Origin of the sequence: Pseudomonas sp. PA-4-8C, assembly GCF_021606625.1 — a bacterium.
Lineage (GTDB): Bacteria > Pseudomonadota > Gammaproteobacteria > Pseudomonadales > Pseudomonadaceae > Aquipseudomonas > Aquipseudomonas lactis.
This window is the reverse complement of sequence record NZ_WKCD01000027.1, coordinates 20,798-39,855: the sequence shown is the minus strand read 5'-3', so window position 1 is coordinate 39,855 and position 19,058 is coordinate 20,798. Positions and strand designations below refer to the sequence as shown.

Genomic DNA, 19,058 nt, shown 5'->3' with positions numbered 1-19,058 from the left:
CACGTCAACAGTACGGTGCATGGGCAACTGCACCTGCATCCGGTGCAGGCCTATGCCAGCGCCGCCGACATGCCGCCGTGCGACTGGCTATTGGTGGGCACCAAGTCCACCGGCAATGTGGACCTGGCGCCGACCATCGCCCAAGTGGCGGCGCCGGACGCCAAAGTGGTGCTCCTGCAAAACGGCCTCGATGTGGAAGATAGCCTGCGTGAACACCTGCCGCCTTCGCTGCATCTGTTGGGCGGCCTGTGCTACATCGGTGTGCACCGCTCGGCCCCCGGTGTGGTCGAGCATCAGGCGTTGGGCCGGGTCAACCTGGGCTATCACAGTGGCACGGCGGCCAACGATGAGGCGCGGCAACAGGCGATTGTCGAAGCCGGCGCCGGGCTGTTTCATCAAGCCGGTATCGAGTCCCAGGCCATGGCCAATGTGCATCTGGCGCGTTGGCACAAGCTGGTCTGGAATGTGCCATTCAACGGCCTCTCGGTGTTGCTGGGCACGGGCACCACGGCCATGATGGCCGACGAGTCCAGCCGCGAGTTGATCCAGGCGCTGATGGCCGAGGTGGTGCAGGGCGCTCATGCCTGTGGGCATGAAATTCCTGCCAGCTACGCCGGGCAGATGTTCGCCATGACCGAAACCATGGACGACTACCTGCCCAGCATGTACCACGACCACCTGCACAAGCGGCCCTTGGAACTGGCGGCCATCTACGCCCGTCCCTTGGCCGCTGCCAAAGCGGCCGGTTGCGAACTGCCACGCATGCAGGCGCTGTACCAGGCCTTGAGTTTCATTGATCGGCACAACCGCTGATTGGGGGGGAACCACTGACCAGGCTGGCCATTGCGAGAAAGCCAGGGAGGTGGTGGCCACTGGGCATGTGCCCCATGGCATCAGCAACGAGTTGAGAATCCAGACCGAGCGCTAGCTGCTAAGCTCATTCCATCCCCGCCATCCTGGCAGTCCAGGAGGTTTTATGATTCGTTCGATGCTGTTTGCCACGGACCTCGGTCTGTATGCACCCTATGTGATGCAACATGCATTGGCGCTGGCGCGAACGTTCAAGGCTGACCTGTATGTGATCCACGTGGTCGAGCCCATCGGCTTGTTCGCCGAATCGGTGTTGCAGAGCTACCTTGATGAAGCCGCCTTGAGCGAATGGCAGAGCAAGGGGCTGAGCACGGTGATGGCGACGATTGAACAGCGCGTGCTCGACAGCTTTCGCGAGGAGTGGGGGGAAGGGGAGCAGGACCTGCAATGGATTCGCTCGGTCAAGGTGATCCAGGGGGACCCTTGCGAGGTGATTCTCGACCAGTTGCGAAAACTGTCTGTCGACTTGCTGGTCGTCGGCAGTCATAGCCAGGCAACCGGCGTGGCCGTCCCCCTTGGACGTACCGCCGCACGGGTGCTGCAGTTGTCCCCGGTGCCGGTTTACTTGGTGCCGTCGCTGCAGCGTCGGCGCAGTGACGACAGCTGACTGGTAAAAACGATAAAAAGTTCTAGATTTATCCGCCAAACCTTTAATATAGTTATATACCGTCGCTGATACCCGTGGCGTCTATCTGCTTTGAGGGATTGATATGAAGCTTCAACAACTGCGCTACATCTGGGAAGTGGCGCACCACGACCTCAACGTTTCCGCTACCGCTCAAAGCCTCTACACCTCGCAGCCTGGTATCAGCAAGCAGATCCGCCTGCTCGAAGACGAGCTGGGCGTCGAAGTCTTCGCACGCAGTGGCAAACACCTGACCCGCGTCACTCCGGCTGGCGAGCGCATCATCACCACCGCCGGCGAGATCCTGCGTAAAGTCGAAAGCATCAAGCAGATTGCCCAGGAATTCTCCAACGAGAAGAAAGGCACCTTGTCGATCGCCACCACTCACACCCAGGCACGTTATGCACTGCCGCCGGTGATCCGCGATTTCATCAAGCAATACCCGGACGTGGCGCTGCACATGCACCAGGGTTCGCCGATGCAGATTGCCGAAATGGCCGCTGACGGAACCGTCGATTTTGCCATCGCCACCGAAGCCCTGGAACTGTTCGGCGACCTGGTGATGATGCCCTGCTACCGCTGGAACCGTTGCGTGGTTGTGCCTCAGGGGCACCCGTTGGCCAAGTTGCCGAAGCTGACCCTGGAAGCCTTGGCTGAATACCCGATTGTGACCTATGTGTTCGGCTTTACCGGCCGTTCCAAGCTCGACGAAGCCTTCAGCCATCGCGGCCTCACGCCCAAGGTGGTGTTCACCGCTGCCGATGCCGACGTGATCAAGACCTATGTGCGCCTCGGCCTGGGCGTCGGGATCGTTGCCAAGATGGCGGTCGACACCAACCTGGACAAAGACCTGGTGGTGCTGGATGCCAGCGAATTGTTCGAGTCCAGCGTGACCAAGATCGGTTTCCGCCGCGGTACTTTCCTGCGCGGCTTCATGTGCGATTTCATCGAGAAGTTCGCCCCGCACCTGACCCGCGAAGTGATGGCAAAGGCGATTCAGTGCCACAACAAGCAAGAGCTGGAAGAGCTGTTCGACGGCGTCGAATTGCCCGTCCACTGACACGATTACCCTGTAGGAGCGAGCTTGCTCGCGAAGATCGCCAACGATAACGCGGGGCGCCAGGTTGTATGCGGCGCCCTTGCGTTTCTTCGCGAGCAAGCTCGCACCTACAGGGGCCGTAGGTTATCTGGCCTCGGTCACCGTAAAGTACTGCCGAGCGCCGGCCACCAGAATCTCCACCTCTTCATCGATACGCTTGCCCAGCAGGCCTTTGCCCAAGGGCGAGCGCGGCGTGATGACGGTCACTGGTTGCCCGACCACATCCACTTTCAAACCCGCTGCATCCGGCGCCAGGAACAGCCATTGCTGGCGACCGTCCTCGTCTTCCAGGCCTACCAGCGTGCCTGTCTCTATCCCACGTTGATCATCGTACGCACGTAGCTGCAATTGCTGGCACAAGACCAGCGATTGCTTGATCTCCTCCACTCGCCGGGCCTGCCCGGTGGCCAGGTACGAAGCCTCCAGGCCGAGGGTGTCGTATTTGTTCTCGGCGATGTTTTCTTCGTGGGTCGCGGTTTCGTAAGCGGTCTGCGCGGCGCGTTGGACGATGTCGAGGTCGACGGTGAGCTTTTCCAGGATCAACTGGAGCACGGCGTGTTTATTCATGGCGGTATCTGGCATCAATCGCAGAATTGCAGGACATTGGCCCGCGTCTTTTCATTGGGAGCGTTCTGGTCTTGTTGCAGCCAGAACTGGCATTTGGGGTTGGACAGGTTACGCGCGTTGCTTCGGGCCTGTTCCAGAGCCTGTTGTTGTTCCTGTTTATGCAGGTTCTGTTGGTACTGTTCGAACAGGCGGTTCGGTGGCTGCGGCTCAACCATCGCCGGTTGGCCCAATTGCTGAACCGCCTGTGCCACCGGCGCCAGGCTCTGGGGGAACAGGTAGCGAGACGCCAGCCAGGTGGTCAGCGCAATGGCGATAAACCCTAGCCACACGCCTGCGGCAATCGCGATGCAGAGCTTGAACAGCGATAACGGACGGTCAGACATAAGGGCCTCCTGGCAGGCATTGACGGTATGGCGGTGATTGTCGCACAGCCTCCGTGCAGAATAATCGCGATCAAGCCTTCTGCATCCACGCATTTATGCGGACAATCGAACCTTTGATCGATGGAGCCCGGAATGAAAGCCCGCTGGGATATTTTTTGCAGTGTCGTCGACAACTACGGCGACATCGGCGTGACCTGGCGCCTGGCCCGGCAGTTGGTGGTGGAGCAGGGCTGTGACGTGCGTTTGTGGGTCGACGACCTGCGGGCCTTCGAACGCATGTGCCCGGACATTGATGTGCAGGTGGGCCAGCAATGGCAAGAGGGCGTGCAAGTGCGTCACTGGCCGGCCGAATGGCCGGGCGCACACCCTGCCGATGTGGTGATTGCCGCGTTCGCCTGCCAGCTACCGCCTGAGTACATGGACCGCATGGCCGAGCGTGAGCGTGCGCCATTGTGGATGAACCTCGATTACCTCAGCGCCGAAGACTGGGTGGTGGGCTGCCATCGCTTGCCTTCGGTGAAGTACAAGGGCGTGCAGAAATACTTTTTCTTCCCCGGTTTTCGCCCAGGCACCGGCGGCCTGTTGCGCGAAGCCGGCTTGCTGGAGCGCCGCCAGGCATTTCAGCAGGATGACCTCGCGCAGCAACAGTTCCTGCAAAGCCTGGGTGTTGCTCCGACGGCCGGTGCGCGTTTGATGTCGCTGTTTGCCTATGAGAATGACGGCTTGGCCGGCTGGCTGGACGTATTGGCAGCCGATAGGCGTGGGACGCACTTGCTGGTGCCGGAAGGGCGCATTCTGGGGGATGTGCAACGCTGGCTGGGCGTGAACAGCTTGTCCGCAGGTGACATCCAGGTACGTGGTGCGCTGACCGTACAGGTCATTGCATTCGTGCGTCAGGAGCAATATGACCGATTGCTATGGTGCTGCGAATTCAACGCCGTGCGTGGCGAGGACTCATTCGTGCGTGCCCAGTGGGCGGGCAGGCCATTGCTGTGGCACATCTACCGCCAGGACGAAGACATCCACCTGGACAAGCTCGACGCCTTCCTGGAACTGTACACCGCCGCACTTTCGCCGACCGCCAAGGCTGCCGTCGTTACGCTCTGGCAAGCCTGGAACGCTGATGGCGATATGGCACAGTCCTGGAAAATGCTGCTGGAACATTGGCCGGAGGTCAGCCAGCACGCGCAGAACTGGTGTCTGGAACAAGGCTTGCAGGCCGATCTTGCGACGGCGCTGGTACAGTTTTATGAAAGTTGGATATGATACGCCACCTTGATTTTTGTCAATCCCATCCAAATTTCGGATATACGCAATGAAAACTGGTAAAGAACTGAAACCCGGTACAGTGATCCGTCTCGAAAACGACCCTTGGCTGGTTCAGAAAGCTGAGTTCACCAAGTCTGGTCGTAACAGCGCAATCATGAAGACCAAGCTGAAGAACCTGCTGACCGGTTACAAGACCGAAATCGTCTACAGCGCCGATGACAAACTGGACGACGTGATCCTCGACCGCAAAGAAGCGACCCTGTCCTTCATCAGCGGCGACACCTACACGTTCATGGACACCACCGACTACACCATGTACGAGCTGAACGCTGAAGATATCGAAGCCGTTCTGCCGTTCATCGAAGAAGGCATGGAAGACGTCTGCGAAGCGATCTTCTTCGAAGAGCGCCTGGTTTCCGTAGAACTGCCGACCACCATCGTGCGTAAGGTTGCTTACACCGAAGGCTCCGCTCGCGGCGACACTTCCGGCAAGGTGATGAAGCCTGCCAAGCTGAGCAACGGTACCGAACTGCAAGTGGCCGATTTCATCGAAATCGACGACCTGATCGAGATCGACACCCGTGAAGGTGGTTCGTACAAAGGTCGCGCCAAGAAGTAATTCTGGCCCCGGCGATACGAAAAAAGCCCGACCTTGAGTCGGGCTTTTTTGTGGGCGTCTACTTGATCACTTCAAGTGTTGTTTCAACTCATCTGATGCTTGCAGTAAGGCCGAACGTACCGCAGGCACCTGGCTGACCACATTGAGCAAGCCGTAGTCGTGGATCATGCCGTTGTAGCGTACGGCCGTCACCGGTACACCTGCCTGATCCAGCTTGCGGGCATACGCCTCACCTTCGTCACGCAGCACGTCGGCCTCGGCGGTCTGCACCAGCGCAGGCGGCAAGCCTTTGAGCTGCGCAGTTGTAGCCCGCAATGGTGAAGCATAGATCTCGGCGCGCTGAGTGGCATCGGTGGTGTAGTTGTCCCAGAACCATTTCATCATGTTTTTGGTGAGGAAGTGCCCCTCGGCAAACTGGTTGTAGGAGCCTGTGTCGAAGTTGGCGTCCGTCACCGGCCATAGTAGAAGTTGGAACTTGATGGCTGGCGTGCCCTTATCCTTGGCCATCAGGCTGACCACCGCCGCCATATTACCGCCGACGCTATTGCCTGCCACGGCGAGACGTTTGCCATCAACATTGATCTCCTTGCCGTGTTCAGCGACCCACTTGGTTGCACCGTAGGCCTGGTTGATCGCCACTGGGTAATGCGCTTCCGGTGATGGCGTGTAGTTGACGAATACCGCGACCGCCCCCGAGCCCACTACCAGATCACGTACCAGGCGTTCATGGGTCGGGTAATCCCCGAGCACCCAGCCGCCCCCGTGGAAAAACATAAACACCGGCAAAGTGCCCTTGACCCCGGCCGGTCGCACGATGGTCAGGTCAAGCGGCTGGCCGTCGACTTGAATGGTCTTCTGGCTCACATCCGTCTTGGGCAGGGTCAGCTTCACCCCGGCCTGGGCGCCAGTCAGCACCGCGCGCGCCTCTTGGGGTGTCAGTTGTTCCAGCGGCTTGCCGGTACCCGAATTCAATACATCCAGGAAGGCCTGGGTGTTGTGCTCGATATCACCGTTAGCGGCGAAGGCGCTGGTGATAGACAGGGCAAGCAGGGTGCCGGTGAGCATTTTGCCGATCGTTTTCATGTTTCCTCCTGGGGGTGGTAGTGGTCGTTACACGGCTACGTGCAGGCGCACATCAACGTTGCCGCGAGTAGCGTTGGAGTACGGGCAGACTTGGTGGGCGGCGTCGACCAGGCTTTGCGCATCGTCCTGGGCCAGGCCCGGCAGGCTGATGTGCAGGTCGATGTCCAGGCCGAAACCGCCGGGGATCTGCCCGATGCCTACATGGGCAGTGATCGATACGTCATCCGGGATATTGCGTTGGGTCTGGCTGGCGACGAATTTCAGGGCACCGATAAAGCAAGCCGAGTAGCCGGCAGCGAACAGTTGTTCAGGGTTGGTGGCCTGGCCACCGGCGCCGCCCAATTCCTTCGGGGTGGACAGTTTGACGTCAAGGATGTTGTCGCTGGAAACAGCACGGCCATCACGGCCGCCGGTGGCAGTGGCTACGGCGGTATAGAGAGTTTGCATGGGACTTTCCTCGCGGGTTTTTGCGCAAAATATTTGCGCGCTAATTAATTTGTAGCGAATATATTCCGCTAATATTTTGCGCGCAAGTTAAATTTTAAAAAGCCGAATTTTTCCGACCGCCGCGCTTAGGTTGTAAGAAGAAAGTGCTTTATGACGTGAGCAATACGGCTCGGACTATAGGACTAATCTGAGCCGTTTAACTGGAGAGGGGGAGTGATGGCTCCGGGCGGTATTACAGGCTGTCTTGAAGGTTGCCTCTCAGCGCCAGCAGATCGTTTTGCAGCGTGCGCAGTTGTTCGATGTCCAACCCGCTGGCGCCGAGGATGCATTGGGGAACATCCATGGCCTTCCCTCGCAACGCGCGGCCGGCGTCGGTCAGTTCCACTACGACCACCCGCTCATCTTCGCGGCTGCGGGTGCGACTGAGCAGGCCCTCAGCTTCCAGACGCTTGAGCAGCGGCGTCAGCGAGCCAGGGTCGGTCAGCAGGCGGCTGCTGATTTCGCCGACGGTCAATCCATCCTCTTCCCACAGCACCATCATGGCCAGGTATTGCGGGTAAGTCAGGCCCAGGGCTTGGAGCAGGGGCTTGTAGACCTTGGTCATCAGCAGCGAGGTGGAGTGCAGGGCGAAGCACAACTGGTTATCCAGCAGCAGGGATTGGCAGGGGTCAGGGTTTTTGCTCATTGTGGTGCCTCGAAAAAACGTGTCTGTGCTGGAATCTAGCGGGCGAATCTTTAATGCGCCAGATAATTCTATCCAAGTGGTCAGACCAGGCCGCTTTGCAATGCCAGATCCCAGGGCGGCACCGGGCTGAAACGGGATTTGAGGTATTCGAGCAATAATCGGCTACGTGCGTTGGGCTGTTGTTCGAGGCGCAGCGCGTAAATGCCGGCGGTTTCGGGGCTGGGCAAGCCGTTTGCACAAAACAGCGGCAACAGTTCTCCACGCACCAGATATTCACTGGCCAACCAGGTCGGCAGGTGCGCGATGCCCAGCCCAGCCAGTGCGCCCGAAAGCAGCGCCTCGGCGTTATTGGCGCTCATGCGGATGCGCCGGGGGCGATAGGTAGTGCGGCGCCCGTCCAGTTCAAAGCGCCAGGCGAACATCGGCGCCAGGCCATCCCAATCGAGGCCGTCATGCTCGCTCAGTTCCCGCGGATGGGTGGGTGTGCCGCGGGTTTTCAGATAGGTCGGGCTCGCACAGGCAATGCGCACGATGCTCGCCAGGGGTGTAGCGATCCGACGAGTGTCGACGATATGCCCGGCGCGCAGCACCAGGTCTACCTTGCCAAGGTGTGCGCCTTGCATATCGACAAAGCTGTCGATCAAGTGCAGGTGCACATCCAGCCCTGGATACACGTTCAAGAAGTCCGCGATCACCGGCGCCAGGTGGCGGCGACCAAACGCTGCCGGTGCATCTACCCGGATCAACCCTTCCGGCGCATGGCTCAGGGACACCGCTTCGGCCCGCGCCAATTGCAGTTCACTGACAATCCGCCGCGCGCGTTCGGCAAAGGCCAAGCCGGCAGGTGTAGGCACTACCGCGTGGGTGCTGCGCTGGAACAGGCGGCTACCCACTGAACCTTCCAGGCTGTCGATTCGACGCGCTACTGCCGAGGGCGTCAGTGGATGACGTCGTGCGGCAGCGGAAAAGCTTCCGGTTTCCATCACATCGAGAAACAGGCTCAGTTGGTCGGTCAGAGTATTGGGGTTCATAGGCGAGCGCTTGTGCGATATTGGCATAGCCATTGTGCGTTGCTGTGCGTTTCCATACCAGAGCTGACTGCGTAGCATGCCAGTCTTGGGATTGCGGAGTAGTGCGTGGTGTTGGATTTAGTCATGTACCTGGTATTGGGCGCAGCCCTGGGCACCGTGGGTGGGTTGTTTGGCATTGGCGGCGGGCTGATAGCCATTCCGGTGCTCGGCGTGCTGTTCGGCCTGGATCAGCAAATTGCCCAAGGCACCGCGCTGGTCATGGTGATACCCAATGTGATGCTCGCCCTGTGGCGCTATCACCAGCGTAATCGCATCGAGTTGCGCCACGCCTTGCCGCTGGGCGTGATGGGCTTCTGCTTTGCGTGGCTGGGGTCGATCTGGGCGGTGGGGCTGGATGCCGGGGCAATGCGCATCGGCTTTATTGTTTTCCTGGTGGCGTTGTCGGCCTACAACCTATTGCGCATGTTCACCCGCAACGCGCCGCCCACGGCGCAGATGCGCTACTCCTGGCCCTGGCTGGGTGTGTTGGGCGCAGCGTCCGGATCCATGGGCGGATTATTTGGGGTAGGGGGCGCGGTGGTCGCCACACCCGTGCTCACCAGTGTGTTCGGCACCGCTCAAGTGGTCGCCCAGGGTTTGTCCCTGGCCTTGGCGCTGCCCAGCACCGGTGTGACCCTGGTCACCTATGCCTGGCACCACGAGGTGGACTGGATGATCGGCCTGCCGCTGGCGGTGGGGGGCCTGCTGAGTATCAGTTGGGGTGTGAAAGTGGCCCATGCCTTGCCGGAGCGTCTGTTGCGCGGCCTCTTCTGTGGCTTTTTGGTGGTGTGCGCGGTGATGCTGACCTTTAAAGTTTGAAGCCTTCGACGATGTAGTCCGCCAGGCATTCGGTGATCGGCGAGGTCATCTGCGGGTTACGCAGCAAGCGCAGGTTCATCGACGGTAAAGGCGGGAAGCCTTCGTCGCTGCCGAGCACGCGCAGGTCGTCGGTGACCAGGCTTTCCATGCTGACCATCACCGCCAGGCCTGCACTGACCACCGCCAGGATCGCTGCTCCGTTAGAGCTGTGATAGGCCAGACGATAATCTCGCCCGGCCGCCTCCAGTGCGGCCCGTGCCCAATGGGTGTACAGGCACTCGTCGCCGGACACCGCCAGGGGTAGGGCATCGTGCTCCTCCACACAAAAGCACGGCGATGCTGCCCACACCATGCGTTCGGTACGCAATAACTCACCCAGATCGTTTCCAGGTTCGCGGCTGATCACGGTCAACGCCAGGTCCCGCCGCTGCATCAATACGGTCGATGCTTCGCAGTGCATTTCGATCTGAATCAGTGGGTAGGCTTTGGAAAACTGCTTAAGGATCCCAGGCAGAAAGCGCATCACGTAGTCATCCGGCGTGCCGATGCGCACCAAGCCCACCATGTGGGGCTCGCGCAAGGTATTGAACACCTCGCTGTGCAATTTCAGGATGCGCCGCGCATAACCCAACAGCACCTGGCCTTCGGGCGTGAGCCGTACCTGCCGGCCATCGCGCTCGAACAGTTTGCGCTGCAGTACGTCCTCTTCCAGGCGCTTCATCTGCATGCTCACTGCCGACTGCGTACGGTTGACCTGCTCGCCGGCGCGGGTGAAACCGCCTTGGTCGGCAATGGCAACGAAGGTGCGCAGCACGTCTGTGTCGATGCTGGGATAGGCGGACAATTGATCAATCTCCGAGATGTATTGCATAAGAAACATTCGTTGGATTGATCATAATGCCAGGCACACACTGTCGTCATCCCCACTGGAGGGCGAGAAGATGAAAGGTCAGAAAGGTTTCATATCGACAGGTAAATGGCCGCTTTCCGGGCTGTTTCACACATTCGCGCGTTGGCAGCTGTTGCATCAGGAGCGCCAGATGCTGGCGACCCTGAGCGATGACGCACTCAAGGACATCGGGCTCAATCGCGCCGACGTCGCGCAGGAAAGCCATCGGCATTTCTGGGAAGACCCGCTGCGAAAATAAGCCTGGATGCAGTAGGGTAGGGGGCGAGCTTCTATGGAGATTGCCATGCCCGCCGACCTGTGTTTTTCACTCAAGCAAGCTCGACGCATGGCGCTGGCAGCCCAGGGGTTTTCCGGGCGCCAGGCGCCTGCACAGATAAAGGCCACGCACCTCAACCGCTTGATCGAACGCCTGGGCGTTTTACAGATCGACTCGGTCAATGCGTTGGTGCGTTCCCACTACCTGCCCGTGTTTTCCCGCCTTGGTTCTTATTCCCCGTCGATTCTTGAGCAGGCCGCCTGGAGCCAGGGGCGCCGGCGTTCACTCTTCGAATACTGGGGGCATGAGGCGTCGCTGCTGCCCATGGCCCTGTACCCGCTGATGAAGTGGCGCATGGAGCGCGCGCGGCAAGGGCAGGGGATCTATGCGCAAATGGCACGTTTTGGCCGTGAACAGCAGGCGACTATCCAGCGCGTGTTACGCATCGTCGAACAGCAGGGCGCCTTGGGGGCCGGCAGCTTGTCGACCCGCGAGGAGCGTGCCGGGCCTTGGTGGGATTGGAGTGATGAAAAGCACGCGCTGGAATGGCTGTTCGCCGCTGGTTTGGTCACGGTTGCCGGTCGCCGAGGGTTCGAGCGGCTTTATGATTTGCCCGAACGCGTTATCCCCGCCGAGGTGCTCAATGTCTCCATGGGTGAGGCTCAAGCGCAGCGCGGCTTGCTGTTGCACAGTGCGACGGCATTGGGTGTCGCCACCGAAAAAGACCTGCGCGATTATTTTCGCCTCGAGCCCGCCGACAGCCGCAACCGCTTGGCCGAGCTGGTCGAGGATAGGCAACTGCTGACGTGCCAGGTGCGGGGTTGGAAGCAACCCGCGTATTGCCTGGCGCAGCCGAAACTGCCGCGCAACGTACCGGCCAGCGCACTGTTGTCACCGTTCGATTCGCTGATATGGGAGCGCAGCCGCACCGAGCGCTTGTTCGACTTTCGCTATCGGCTGGAGATCTACACCCCGCAAGAAAAGCGCGTGTATGGCTATTACGTGCTGCCGTTTCTGCACAACGAGCGCATTGCCGCGCGCGTCGACCTGCGGGCCGAGCGTGCCCATGGGCGCCTGGCCGTACATGCCGTGCACGAGGAAGAGCCGGGGCTGGATGAGGAAGGCATGCTGGCGCTGGCATTGAACCTACGCAAAATGGCCGACTGGCTAGGGCTGGAACAGGTTCAGCTCAATTGCCAACGGCCCAGCGCTGCCCGATTGAGGGCTGCGATGCTGAACCGGGATGTCAGCCTTTAAGGGCCCTATCGCGGGCAAGCCCGGCTCCCACAGAGAAACGCGTTCAAATGTGGGAGCCGGGCTTGCCCGCGATGGCGTCATCCCGGTCGATAAAGCGTCAGCGCTTTACCTGTTTCAAGGTCTCGGCAATCAGAAACGCCAACTCCAGCGACTGATCGGCATTCATCCGTGGGTCGCAATGGGTGTGATAGCGGTCCGACAGGCCATCTTCGGTGATCGGCCGTGCGCCGCCGATGCATTCGGTGACGTTCTGCCCGGTCATCTCGATATGGATCCCGCCAGCATAGGTGCCTTCTGCCTGGTGCACCTGGAAGAAATCCTTCACTTCGCCAAGGATCTGCGCAAAGTCACGGGTCTTGTAGCCACTGCTGGCCTTGATGGTGTTGCCGTGCATCGGGTCGCAGCTCCACAGCACTTGCTTGCCTTCGCGCTGCACGGCGCGGATCAGGTTGGGCAAATGGTCGCCGACCTTGCCTGCGCCCATGCGGGCGATGAGGTTGAGGCGGCCGGGGTCGTTATCCGGGTTGAGGATGTCGATCAGGCGGATCAGGTCGTCAGGGTTCATGCTCGGTCCGACCTTCACGCCGATCGGGTTGTTTACCCCGCGCAGGAACTCGACATGGGCGCCGTCCAACTGACGGGTGCGGTCGCCGATCCACAGCATATGTGCCGAGCAGTCGTAGTAGTCGTTGGTCAGGCTGTCGCGGCGTACGAAGGCTTGTTCATAGTTGAGCAGCAACGCTTCGTGGGCAGTGAAGAAGCTGGTTTCGCGCAATTGCGGCGAGCTGTCCATGCCACAGGCGCGCATGAAGGCCAGGGTTTCGTCGATGCGGTCGGCCAGTTGGCTGTACTTTTCAGCCAGGGCTGAGTTGGCGATGAAATCCAGGTTCCACTTGTGCACTTGGTGCAGGTCCGCGAAACCGCCCTGGGCAAAGGCGCGCAGCAGGTTGAGGGTGGCGGTGGACTGGTGGTAGGACTGCAGCAGACGGTCCGGGTCTGGCACGCGGCTTTTTTCGTCGAAGCCGATGCCGTTGACGATATCGCCACGGTAGGCGGGCAGGGTGATGCCGTCGATGGTTTCATCGTTGGCCGAGCGTGGCTTGGCGAACTGACCGGCCATGCGCCCGACTTTCACCACCGGGCAACCGGCGGCGAAGGTCATGACAATAGCCATCTGCAGCAGCACCTTGAAGGTGTCGCGGATCTTCGCGGCGGAAAACTCGGCAAAGCTCTCGGCGCAATCGCCACCTTGCAGCAGGAAGGCACGGCCCTGGGTCACTTCGGCAAACTGACGGCGCAATTCGCGGGCTTCCCCGGCAAACACCAGGGGCGGGTAGCTCGCCAGGCTTTGTTCCACTTGCAGCAAGTGGGCAGCGTCCGGGTATTGGGGTTGCTGCTGGATCGGCAGGGCTCGCCAGCTATCGGGGCTCCAGGGTTGGCTCATCATGAACTCGTTTGCGGGTGGATGTCGGGGCGTCAATGTTAGCAGCAATTAGTACGTGACCTGTGGCTGCCGCTTGGCCGACAATCGCGCCTTTGTCGTGCGGTAGACCCTTTAGGAGTAGTGATGAGCGAGGAGCGTGTCGAGCGCCTGCTGGCCGAAGTCCATGATGAATTCGGCATGATCCGTGTGCTTGAAGTGGCGGATTACCGCTTTCTCGAATTCGGCGATGCCATTGAGCAAAGCTGTGTATTCACCGCTGACCCGAGCTGGTTGGAGTACGACTATACCCGCGCGATGCTGATCGGTGCGTTGTGCCATGAGCAGCCGGAGAGTGCGTTGTTTCTCGGCCTGGGCGCGGGCACGTTGACCCAGGCGTGCCTCAAGTTCCTGGCGCTGGACGATGTCGAAGCCATTGAGCTGCGCCCCGATGTACCGCGCCTGGCGATTGAATATCTGGGGCTGGATGACGATCCGCGCTTGTACATCCGCATTGGTGACGCGCTGCAATTGCTCGACAGTGCCGAATCTGCCGATCTGATTTTCGTCGACCTCTACACCGATGTCGGCCCGGGCGTGGGGCATCTGGCCTGGACCTTTCTGGAAAACTGCCAGAAGAAACTCAACCCCGGCGGCTGGCTGGTGATCAACCAGTGGGCCACCGATGATGGCAAACCGCTGGGGGCGGCGTTGCTGCGTGGGTTGTACCACCGGCATTACTGGGAGCTGCCGGTGAAGGAGGGCAATGTGATTCTGTTGGTGCCTTCGGAGTTGGATCAGGAGCTGGACCTGGAGGCGCTGTCAGCCCGCGCCGAAGCCTTGGCGCCGCGGTTGGGGTATTCGTTGCAGCCGTTGATCAAGGCGATTCGGCCAGCAACTTAGTTGTCAGTTCGGGCGCTTTCGCGGGCTAGCCCGCTCCCACAGGGGATTGCATTTCAGCAGAGAATGCAATTCAACTGTGGGAGCGGGCTTGCCCGCGAAGAGGCCCTCACTGCCGACCGCTAATTCAGTTCGTTCAAATCCCCTTGAACACCCCCGGCCGCTTCTCGATCATCGCCCGAACACCCTCCTTGGCATCCTCACTGTTAAGCAGTTTATCCACCATGGGCGGCAGCGCGGCGGCTGCGACGGCCTCACCCTCCATCCGCGCCAGCCGCGCCGACATCAACGTGGCCTGCACACCCAGCGGTGCCTGGCGCGCAATGCGGTTGGCCAACTCGATGGCGCGGGGCAACAGGTCTTCACTGGCCATCACTTCCTGCACCAACCCCAGGCGCAGGGCTTCATGGGCGTCGAATTCGTCGCCAGTGAGCAGCCAGCGCATCGCATTGCCCCAGCCGGCGATTTGATGAAAGCGCAATGTCGCGCCGCCAAACGGGAAGATCCCACGTTGAACTTCCATCTGGGCAAAGCGGGTATTGCTGGCGCAGAGGTTGATATCCGCCGCCAGCATCAATTCGATACCGATCGTCAGGCAATAACCCTGGGCGGCGACGATCACCGGCTTGCTTACGCGCGGGCCGGCAAACACCCCCCACGGGTCGCACCCTCCCAGCGGCGGTTGCCAGCCGCCCGCCATCACGCTGCTGACATTGGCCAGGTCCAGCCCGGCCGTGAAGTGATCGCCATGGGCAAACACCACGGCCACCCGAGCGTCATCGTTTCGATCAAATTCGCCATAGGCCAGGCTCAGCGCATTGAGCAAATCAAGGTCGAAGGCGTTGCGTTTGGCCACACGGTCCAGGCCCAGCAATAGAACATGGCCCTCAAGTGCGCGGCTGACACGGCTACTGCTGGCTTGATTCATGGGGTGTGCCCTCGGGGCGCGGGTAAGGTTTCAGACCAAAGGGTCTCAATGGTTGGGTGAACCGTTTAAGCTTGATGGCCAACAGGGCCGGGCCTCTGAAAAATAGACCCTGGCGCACGGATCTGCAAAACGCGTGACGCAGTGCGCTTTATCGGTGCCTGGCGATAAAAAAAGCTCCCTTTTTCAGCTATTTCCGGTATAGTGCGCGCCGGCCTTTAACCGGGCCGCGTTTAGGTAGCGCAATTCCCCGAAGTCAGCTTCGGCTGCACGTCCGCACAGCGGACTCTCCCTTGACGAATCTTTTTCATTCATTCGTTTTCGCAAATCCCCGCCGACAAAGCAGCCAGGGCGACTCTTGAGTCTCAACACGGCATGCGCAGCTTTGGAGCATGGGTCTTTGCGGATGCACTTAGAGGCAGACCCATGACCCAGGAAACCGGCGGCTTCGCCGCTTTTAATCTTAACCCGAATATTCTTGCAGCCGTCGCAGCGACCGGCTACGAAGAACCTTCGGCGATTCAGCAGCAATCGATCCCGATCATCATGGCCGGTAAGGACATGATTGGCCAGGCGCAAACCGGTACCGGTAAAACCGCCGCGTTCGCCCTGCCTATTCTGCATTGCATCGATCCTGCCAAGCGCGAGCCGCAAGCCCTGATCCTGGCGCCAACCCGTGAGTTGGCGCTGCAAGTAGCAACCGCCTTTGAAACCTACGCCAAGCAAATGCCGGGTGTAACTGTTGTGGCCGTTTACGGCGGCGCGCCTATGGGCCCACAACTCAAGGCAATCCGTAATGGCGCACAGATTGTTGTCGCCACTCCGGGCCGTCTGTGCGACCACCTGCGTCGTGACGAAAAAGTTCTGTCGACCGTGAACCACCTGGTTCTGGACGAAGCTGACGAAATGTTGAAGCTGGGCTTCATGGATGACCTGGAAGTCATCTTCAAGGCACTGCCAGCGACCCGTCAGACTGTACTGTTCTCGGCCACCCTGCCGCAGTCCATCCGTGCCATTGCCGAACGCCACCTGCGCGATCCGGAGCACGTGAAGATCCAGACCAAGACCCAGACCGTTACCGCGATCGAACAGGCTCACCTGTTGGTTCACGCTGACCAGAAGACCTCGGCTGTATTGAGCCTGCTGGAAGTCGAAGACTTCGACGCCCTGATCATGTTCGTGCGCACCAAGCAAGCGACCCTGGACCTGGCTAGCGCCCTGGAAGCCAAAGGCTACAAAGCCGCTGCGCTGAACGGTGACATTGCCCAGAACCAGCGTGAGCGCGTGATCGACTCCCTCAAGGATGGCCGTCTGGACATCGTTGTAGCGACCGACGTTGCCGCCCGTGGCCTCGACGTTCCACGTATCACCCACGTGTTCAACGTTGACATGCCTTACGATCCAGAGTCCTACGTTCACCGTATCGGCCGTACTGGCCGTGCCGGTCGCGAAGGGCGTGCATTGCTGCTGGTGACTCCACGTGAGCGCCGCATGCTGCAAGTGATCGAGCGTGTTACCGGTCAGAAAGTTGCCGAAGTCCGCCTGCCGGATGCTCAGGCCGTTCTCGATGCGCGCATCAAGAAACTGACCAACAGCCTGGCGCCACTGGTGGCTGACGCTGAATCGACTCACGGCGACCTGCTGGACCGCCTGACCGCCGATATTGGTTGCACCCCGCGTGCCCTGGCTGCAGCTCTGCTGCGCAAAGCCACCAACGGTCAAGCCCTGACCCTGGCAGCCATCGAGAAAGAACGTCCACTGGTTCCGAACAGCGCGCCACGCGGTGATCGTCCAGAGCGTTCCGGTGACCGTCCAGACCGTGGCGACCGTGAGCGTCGTGCTCCAGTGCCATTGGCTGAAGGCCGTGCTCGTTGCCGTACCGCGCTGGGTGCGCGTGATGGTATCGCTGCCAAGAACCTGCTGGGCGCTATCCTCAACGAGGGTGGCCTGGCGCGTGAAGCCATCGGTCGTATCCAGGTGCGTGACAGCTTCTCCCTGGTGGAGCTGCCGGAAGACGGCCTGGAAAAACTGCTGACCAAGCTCAAAGATACTCGCGTTGCCGGTAAGCAGCTCAAGCTGCGTCGCTACCGCGAAGATTGATCCGCCCTTGGGCTGATTGATCGCACATAAAAAATCCCCGACTGGTTCGGGGATTTTTTTTGCCTGATGTTTAGTCTCCGGCACGAACAACTGTGGGAGCTGGCTTGCCTGCGATAGCGGTGAGTCAGCAAGCCAGTGTGTGACTGATACACCGCTATCGCAGGCAAGCCAGCTCCCACAGGGGTAACGGTGTCAGCCAAAGCGATAGATATCCATGCCCAGGGCGCCCAGTGTGAAGCCTTGGTGCGCCACGCTGAAATCTGCGCCCGCACCCCGCGCGAAGTACAACGGCAGCAGATGCTCATCGCTGGGATGGCTGCGCACGGCATGGGGCGCCTGGCGGCGATAGTCATGCAAGGCGGCGTCGTCATTGGCCGCCAGTCTGTCGACCACCCAGTTGCGAAACTCCAGCGCCCACGGTGTGATCGTCTCCGGCCCGGCGCGCCAATCCAGTTCGCCCAGGTTATGGGTGATGCTGCCGGAGCCGATCAACAGCACACCCTGTTCACGCAGGCTGGCGAGTGCATGCCCCACGCGGGTCTGCAAGGCGGGGCCCATACGACTGGGCAAGGAGACTTGCACCACCGGGATGTCCGCTGCCGGGTACATCAGCGACAGCGGGACCCAGGTGCCATGGTCGAAGGGCCGACGTTCATCAATGCTGGCAGCCAGACCGTCGGCGTGCAGCAATTCGACGATCTCACTGGCCAGTTGTGGGTCACCCGGCGCGGGGTATTGCACCGCAAACAGCTCGCGCGGGAAGCCGCCGAAGTCGTGCCAGGTTTCGGGTGCAGCACTGCCGCTGACCAGCAGCTGCGGGCTTTCCCAATGCGCCGACACCACCACAATGGCTTTGGGCCGTGGCAGATCGGCAGCCAGACGCTGCAGCGCAGGGCCGCTGGCGCCGGGTTGCAAGGCCAGCATGGGCGAGCCGTGGGAGATAAACAGGCTGGGGAGCATGAGCAGGGTCCTGAGGGTTAAGATGGAGCCATCTTCAATCAGATCATTGATCTAAATCTAATATAAGTTTTAGCGCCTTTTGATCGAATTTTCGGAGTGATTCATGCAGCCTGAATTTTGGCAGGACCGCTGGGCGAGCAATCAGATTGGTTTCCACCAGCGCGAGGTCAATCCCTATTTGCAACGGCACTGGCCCGTGCTGGGGCTGCCCGAGGGGGCAAAGGTGCTGGTGCCGTTGTGTGGCAAAAGCCTGGACTTGGTATGGCTCGAGAGCCAGGGGTACCCGGTAATGGGCGTGGACCTATCGGAGCAGGCGGTGGAGGCGTTCTTCAGCGAGCAGGGGCTTGTGCCGCACCTCACTCAGAAGGGCGCCTTCAAGGTTTACCAGGCGGGCCAGATCGAACTGTGGTGTGGCGATTTCTTCAGTCTGGATGCTGAGGCAGTGGCCGGTTGCAGCGCCGTTTATGACCGCGCGGCATTAATTGCCTTACCGCCGCTGATGCGTGCGCAATACGCCGAGCACCTGAATGCCTTGCTGCCCTCAGGCTGCCAGGGGTTGCTGATTACTCTTGATTACGACCAAGCTCAGAAGGCCGGTCCGCCTTTTGCTGTTTCGAACGAGGAGGTGCAGGTGCTGCTGGGGCCATATTGGATGTTGGAGCGGCTGGAGGAGCGGGACATCCTGGGGGAGAGCGGGAAGTTCCTGCAGGACGGTGTTACCCGCCTTGAAGAGCGTGCTTATCGGCTGACCCGGCGCTGAAAGGGCTTTTGCTTTTGTAGGAGCGAGGGGGACG

21 protein-coding genes and 1 pseudogene are annotated in these 19,058 nt (G+C 60.3%); 12 read left to right on the top strand and 10 right to left on the bottom strand.

All coding sequences use genetic code 11. The annotated features are described in order from the left end of the window. The 4 genes and pseudogenes from GIW04_RS07625 to cysB all read left to right on the top strand — a co-directional run. Nucleotides 1-813: putative 2-dehydropantoate 2-reductase (locus GIW04_RS07625; protein WP_236478953.1), on the top strand; the 813-nt coding region annotated here is incomplete at its 5' end. A gap of 16 nt (nucleotides 814-829) precedes the next feature. Further along, nucleotides 830-928 (top strand): annotated as a pseudogene (locus GIW04_RS07620) (5'-nucleotidase); the annotation flags it as partial. A gap of 48 nt (nucleotides 929-976) precedes the next feature. Then, nucleotides 977-1,477: a universal stress protein gene (locus GIW04_RS07615; protein WP_003189875.1), complete on the top strand. Its 501-nt coding sequence runs from the start codon at nucleotides 977-979 to the stop codon at nucleotides 1,475-1,477. Between the two features lie 103 nt (nucleotides 1,478-1,580). Further along, nucleotides 1,581-2,555: an HTH-type transcriptional regulator CysB gene (cysB, locus tag GIW04_RS07610; protein WP_003189876.1), complete on the top strand. Its 975-nt coding sequence runs from the start codon at nucleotides 1,581-1,583 to the stop codon at nucleotides 2,553-2,555. A 123-nt stretch (nucleotides 2,556-2,678) separates the two neighbouring features. Here the strand turns inward: cysB and GIW04_RS07605 are convergent, their stop codons facing one another. After that, nucleotides 2,679-3,161, bottom strand: coding sequence for a GreA/GreB family elongation factor (locus GIW04_RS07605; RefSeq protein WP_003189877.1), 483 nt, complete (start codon nucleotides 3,159-3,161; stop codon nucleotides 2,679-2,681). Between the two features lie 14 nt (nucleotides 3,162-3,175). Beyond that, nucleotides 3,176-3,544 carry a hypothetical protein gene (locus GIW04_RS07600; RefSeq protein ID WP_003189878.1) on the bottom strand — a complete coding sequence of 123 codons (369 nt, stop codon included), beginning with the start codon at nucleotides 3,542-3,544 and terminating at the stop codon, nucleotides 3,176-3,178. 132 nt (nucleotides 3,545-3,676) lie between these two features. Between GIW04_RS07600 and earP the strand changes: the two genes are divergently transcribed. Together earP and GIW04_RS07590 are read left to right on the top strand one after the other, a co-directional pair. After that, on the top strand, nucleotides 3,677-4,810 hold the full coding sequence (gene earP, locus GIW04_RS07595; RefSeq protein ID WP_003189880.1) for an elongation factor P maturation arginine rhamnosyltransferase EarP: 1,134 nt from the start codon (nucleotides 3,677-3,679) through the stop codon (nucleotides 4,808-4,810). Between the two features lie 49 nt (nucleotides 4,811-4,859). Then, complete coding sequence (locus tag GIW04_RS07590; protein ID WP_003172723.1) at nucleotides 4,860-5,432, top strand: elongation factor P; 573 nt, start codon at nucleotides 4,860-4,862, stop codon at nucleotides 5,430-5,432. 66 nt (nucleotides 5,433-5,498) lie between these two features. Here the strand turns inward: GIW04_RS07590 and GIW04_RS07585 are convergent, their stop codons facing one another. The 4 genes from GIW04_RS07585 to GIW04_RS07570 form a co-directional block, all read right to left on the bottom strand. Beyond that, nucleotides 5,499-6,515, bottom strand: coding sequence for an alpha/beta hydrolase (locus GIW04_RS07585; RefSeq protein ID WP_003189882.1), 1,017 nt, complete (start codon nucleotides 6,513-6,515; stop codon nucleotides 5,499-5,501). A gap of 27 nt (nucleotides 6,516-6,542) precedes the next feature. Further along, on the bottom strand, nucleotides 6,543-6,962 hold the full coding sequence (locus GIW04_RS07580; RefSeq protein ID WP_003189884.1) for an organic hydroperoxide resistance protein: 420 nt from the start codon (nucleotides 6,960-6,962) through the stop codon (nucleotides 6,543-6,545). A gap of 232 nt (nucleotides 6,963-7,194) precedes the next feature. After that, on the bottom strand, nucleotides 7,195-7,647 hold the full coding sequence (locus GIW04_RS07575; RefSeq protein WP_003189887.1) for a MarR family winged helix-turn-helix transcriptional regulator: 453 nt from the start codon (nucleotides 7,645-7,647) through the stop codon (nucleotides 7,195-7,197). Nucleotides 7,648-7,727: 80 nt separating this feature from the next. Further along, on the bottom strand, nucleotides 7,728-8,678 hold the full coding sequence (locus GIW04_RS07570; protein WP_003189888.1) for a LysR family transcriptional regulator: 951 nt from the start codon (nucleotides 8,676-8,678) through the stop codon (nucleotides 7,728-7,730). A 108-nt stretch (nucleotides 8,679-8,786) separates the two neighbouring features. On the opposite strand from GIW04_RS07570, the gene GIW04_RS07565 reads away from it, so the two are divergent. After that, complete coding sequence (locus tag GIW04_RS07565; RefSeq protein WP_120247762.1) at nucleotides 8,787-9,536, top strand: sulfite exporter TauE/SafE family protein; 750 nt, start codon at nucleotides 8,787-8,789, stop codon at nucleotides 9,534-9,536. Here the strand turns inward: GIW04_RS07565 and GIW04_RS07560 are convergent. Then, nucleotides 9,526-10,407 carry a LysR family transcriptional regulator gene (locus GIW04_RS07560; RefSeq protein WP_120247714.1) on the bottom strand — a complete coding sequence of 294 codons (882 nt, stop codon included), beginning with the start codon at nucleotides 10,405-10,407 and terminating at the stop codon, nucleotides 9,526-9,528. The genes GIW04_RS07565 and GIW04_RS07560 overlap by 11 nt on opposite strands. Before the next feature lie 70 nt (nucleotides 10,408-10,477). Here GIW04_RS07560 and GIW04_RS31245 point away from each other — a divergent pair, with 70 nt between their 5' ends. Both GIW04_RS31245 and GIW04_RS07550 read left to right on the top strand, forming a co-directional pair. Then, complete coding sequence (locus tag GIW04_RS31245) at nucleotides 10,478-10,684, top strand: DUF1127 domain-containing protein (protein ID WP_003189892.1); 207 nt, start codon at nucleotides 10,478-10,480, stop codon at nucleotides 10,682-10,684. Nucleotides 10,685-10,729: 45 nt separating this feature from the next. Next, nucleotides 10,730-11,959 carry a winged helix-turn-helix domain-containing protein gene (locus GIW04_RS07550; RefSeq protein WP_034135155.1) on the top strand — a complete coding sequence of 410 codons (1,230 nt, stop codon included), beginning with the start codon at nucleotides 10,730-10,732 and terminating at the stop codon, nucleotides 11,957-11,959. Nucleotides 11,960-12,056: 97 nt separating this feature from the next. Here GIW04_RS07550 and GIW04_RS07545 read toward each other — a convergent pair whose 3' ends face one another. Next, on the bottom strand, nucleotides 12,057-13,403 hold the full coding sequence (locus GIW04_RS07545; protein WP_003189896.1) for a class II 3-deoxy-7-phosphoheptulonate synthase: 1,347 nt from the start codon (nucleotides 13,401-13,403) through the stop codon (nucleotides 12,057-12,059). A gap of 123 nt (nucleotides 13,404-13,526) precedes the next feature. Here GIW04_RS07545 and GIW04_RS07540 point away from each other — a divergent pair, with 123 nt between their 5' ends. Beyond that, nucleotides 13,527-14,282 (top strand): spermidine synthase, encoded by a 756-nt coding sequence (locus GIW04_RS07540; RefSeq protein WP_003189897.1) that lies wholly within the window; start codon nucleotides 13,527-13,529, stop codon nucleotides 14,280-14,282. 133 nt (nucleotides 14,283-14,415) lie between these two features. Here the strand turns inward: GIW04_RS07540 and GIW04_RS07535 are convergent, their stop codons facing one another. Next, nucleotides 14,416-15,207 (bottom strand): crotonase/enoyl-CoA hydratase family protein, encoded by a 792-nt coding sequence (locus tag GIW04_RS07535; protein WP_003189899.1) that lies wholly within the window; start codon nucleotides 15,205-15,207, stop codon nucleotides 14,416-14,418. 423 nt (nucleotides 15,208-15,630) lie between these two features. Here GIW04_RS07535 and GIW04_RS07530 point away from each other — a divergent pair, with 423 nt between their 5' ends. Beyond that, nucleotides 15,631-17,304 (top strand): DEAD/DEAH box helicase, encoded by a 1,674-nt coding sequence (locus tag GIW04_RS07530; RefSeq protein WP_003189900.1) that lies wholly within the window; start codon nucleotides 15,631-15,633, stop codon nucleotides 17,302-17,304. Nucleotides 17,305-17,496: 192 nt separating this feature from the next. Here GIW04_RS07530 and GIW04_RS07525 read toward each other — a convergent pair whose 3' ends face one another. Then, a complete protein-coding gene (locus GIW04_RS07525) occupies nucleotides 17,497-18,264 on the bottom strand; it encodes a DODA-type extradiol aromatic ring-opening family dioxygenase (protein WP_120247715.1) in 768 nt (255 codons plus the stop codon). Nucleotides 18,265-18,367: 103 nt separating this feature from the next. Here GIW04_RS07525 and GIW04_RS07520 point away from each other — a divergent pair, with 103 nt between their 5' ends. After that, on the top strand, nucleotides 18,368-19,024 hold the full coding sequence (locus GIW04_RS07520; RefSeq protein WP_120247716.1) for a thiopurine S-methyltransferase: 657 nt from the start codon (nucleotides 18,368-18,370) through the stop codon (nucleotides 19,022-19,024). Nucleotides 19,025-19,058 lie beyond the last annotated feature (34 nt).

Excerpts from the sequence above, each read along its gene's own strand:
- GIW04_RS07615 (WP_003189875.1), top strand. The coding sequence starts at position 977 with ATGATTCGTTCGATGCTGTTTGCCACGGACCTCGGTCTGTATGCACCC.
- cysB (WP_003189876.1), top strand. The coding sequence starts at position 1,581 with ATGAAGCTTCAACAACTGCGCTACATCTGGGAAGTGGCGCACCACGAC.
- GIW04_RS07605 (WP_003189877.1), bottom strand. The coding sequence starts at position 3,161 with ATGAATAAACACGCCGTGCTCCAGTTGATCCTGGAAAAGCTCACCGTC.
- GIW04_RS07600 (WP_003189878.1), bottom strand. The coding sequence starts at position 3,544 with ATGTCTGACCGTCCGTTATCGCTGTTCAAGCTCTGCATCGCGATTGCC.
- earP (WP_003189880.1), top strand. The coding sequence starts at position 3,677 with ATGAAAGCCCGCTGGGATATTTTTTGCAGTGTCGTCGACAACTACGGC.
- GIW04_RS07590 (WP_003172723.1), top strand. The coding sequence starts at position 4,860 with ATGAAAACTGGTAAAGAACTGAAACCCGGTACAGTGATCCGTCTCGAA.
- GIW04_RS07585 (WP_003189882.1), bottom strand. The coding sequence starts at position 6,515 with ATGAAAACGATCGGCAAAATGCTCACCGGCACCCTGCTTGCCCTGTCT.
- GIW04_RS07580 (WP_003189884.1), bottom strand. The coding sequence starts at position 6,962 with ATGCAAACTCTCTATACCGCCGTAGCCACTGCCACCGGCGGCCGTGAT.
- GIW04_RS07575 (WP_003189887.1), bottom strand. The coding sequence starts at position 7,647 with ATGAGCAAAAACCCTGACCCCTGCCAATCCCTGCTGCTGGATAACCAG.
- GIW04_RS07570 (WP_003189888.1), bottom strand. The coding sequence starts at position 8,678 with ATGAACCCCAATACTCTGACCGACCAACTGAGCCTGTTTCTCGATGTG.
- GIW04_RS07560 (WP_120247714.1), bottom strand. The coding sequence starts at position 10,407 with ATGCAATACATCTCGGAGATTGATCAATTGTCCGCCTATCCCAGCATC.
- GIW04_RS31245 (WP_003189892.1), top strand. The coding sequence starts at position 10,478 with ATGAAAGGTCAGAAAGGTTTCATATCGACAGGTAAATGGCCGCTTTCC.
- GIW04_RS07550 (WP_034135155.1), top strand. The coding sequence starts at position 10,730 with ATGCCCGCCGACCTGTGTTTTTCACTCAAGCAAGCTCGACGCATGGCG.
- GIW04_RS07545 (WP_003189896.1), bottom strand. The coding sequence starts at position 13,403 with ATGAGCCAACCCTGGAGCCCCGATAGCTGGCGAGCCCTGCCGATCCAG.
- GIW04_RS07540 (WP_003189897.1), top strand. The coding sequence starts at position 13,527 with ATGAGCGAGGAGCGTGTCGAGCGCCTGCTGGCCGAAGTCCATGATGAA.
- GIW04_RS07535 (WP_003189899.1), bottom strand. The coding sequence starts at position 15,207 with ATGAATCAAGCCAGCAGTAGCCGTGTCAGCCGCGCACTTGAGGGCCAT.
- GIW04_RS07530 (WP_003189900.1), top strand. The coding sequence starts at position 15,631 with ATGACCCAGGAAACCGGCGGCTTCGCCGCTTTTAATCTTAACCCGAAT.
- GIW04_RS07525 (WP_120247715.1), bottom strand. The coding sequence starts at position 18,264 with ATGCTCCCCAGCCTGTTTATCTCCCACGGCTCGCCCATGCTGGCCTTG.
- GIW04_RS07520 (WP_120247716.1), top strand. The coding sequence starts at position 18,368 with ATGCAGCCTGAATTTTGGCAGGACCGCTGGGCGAGCAATCAGATTGGT.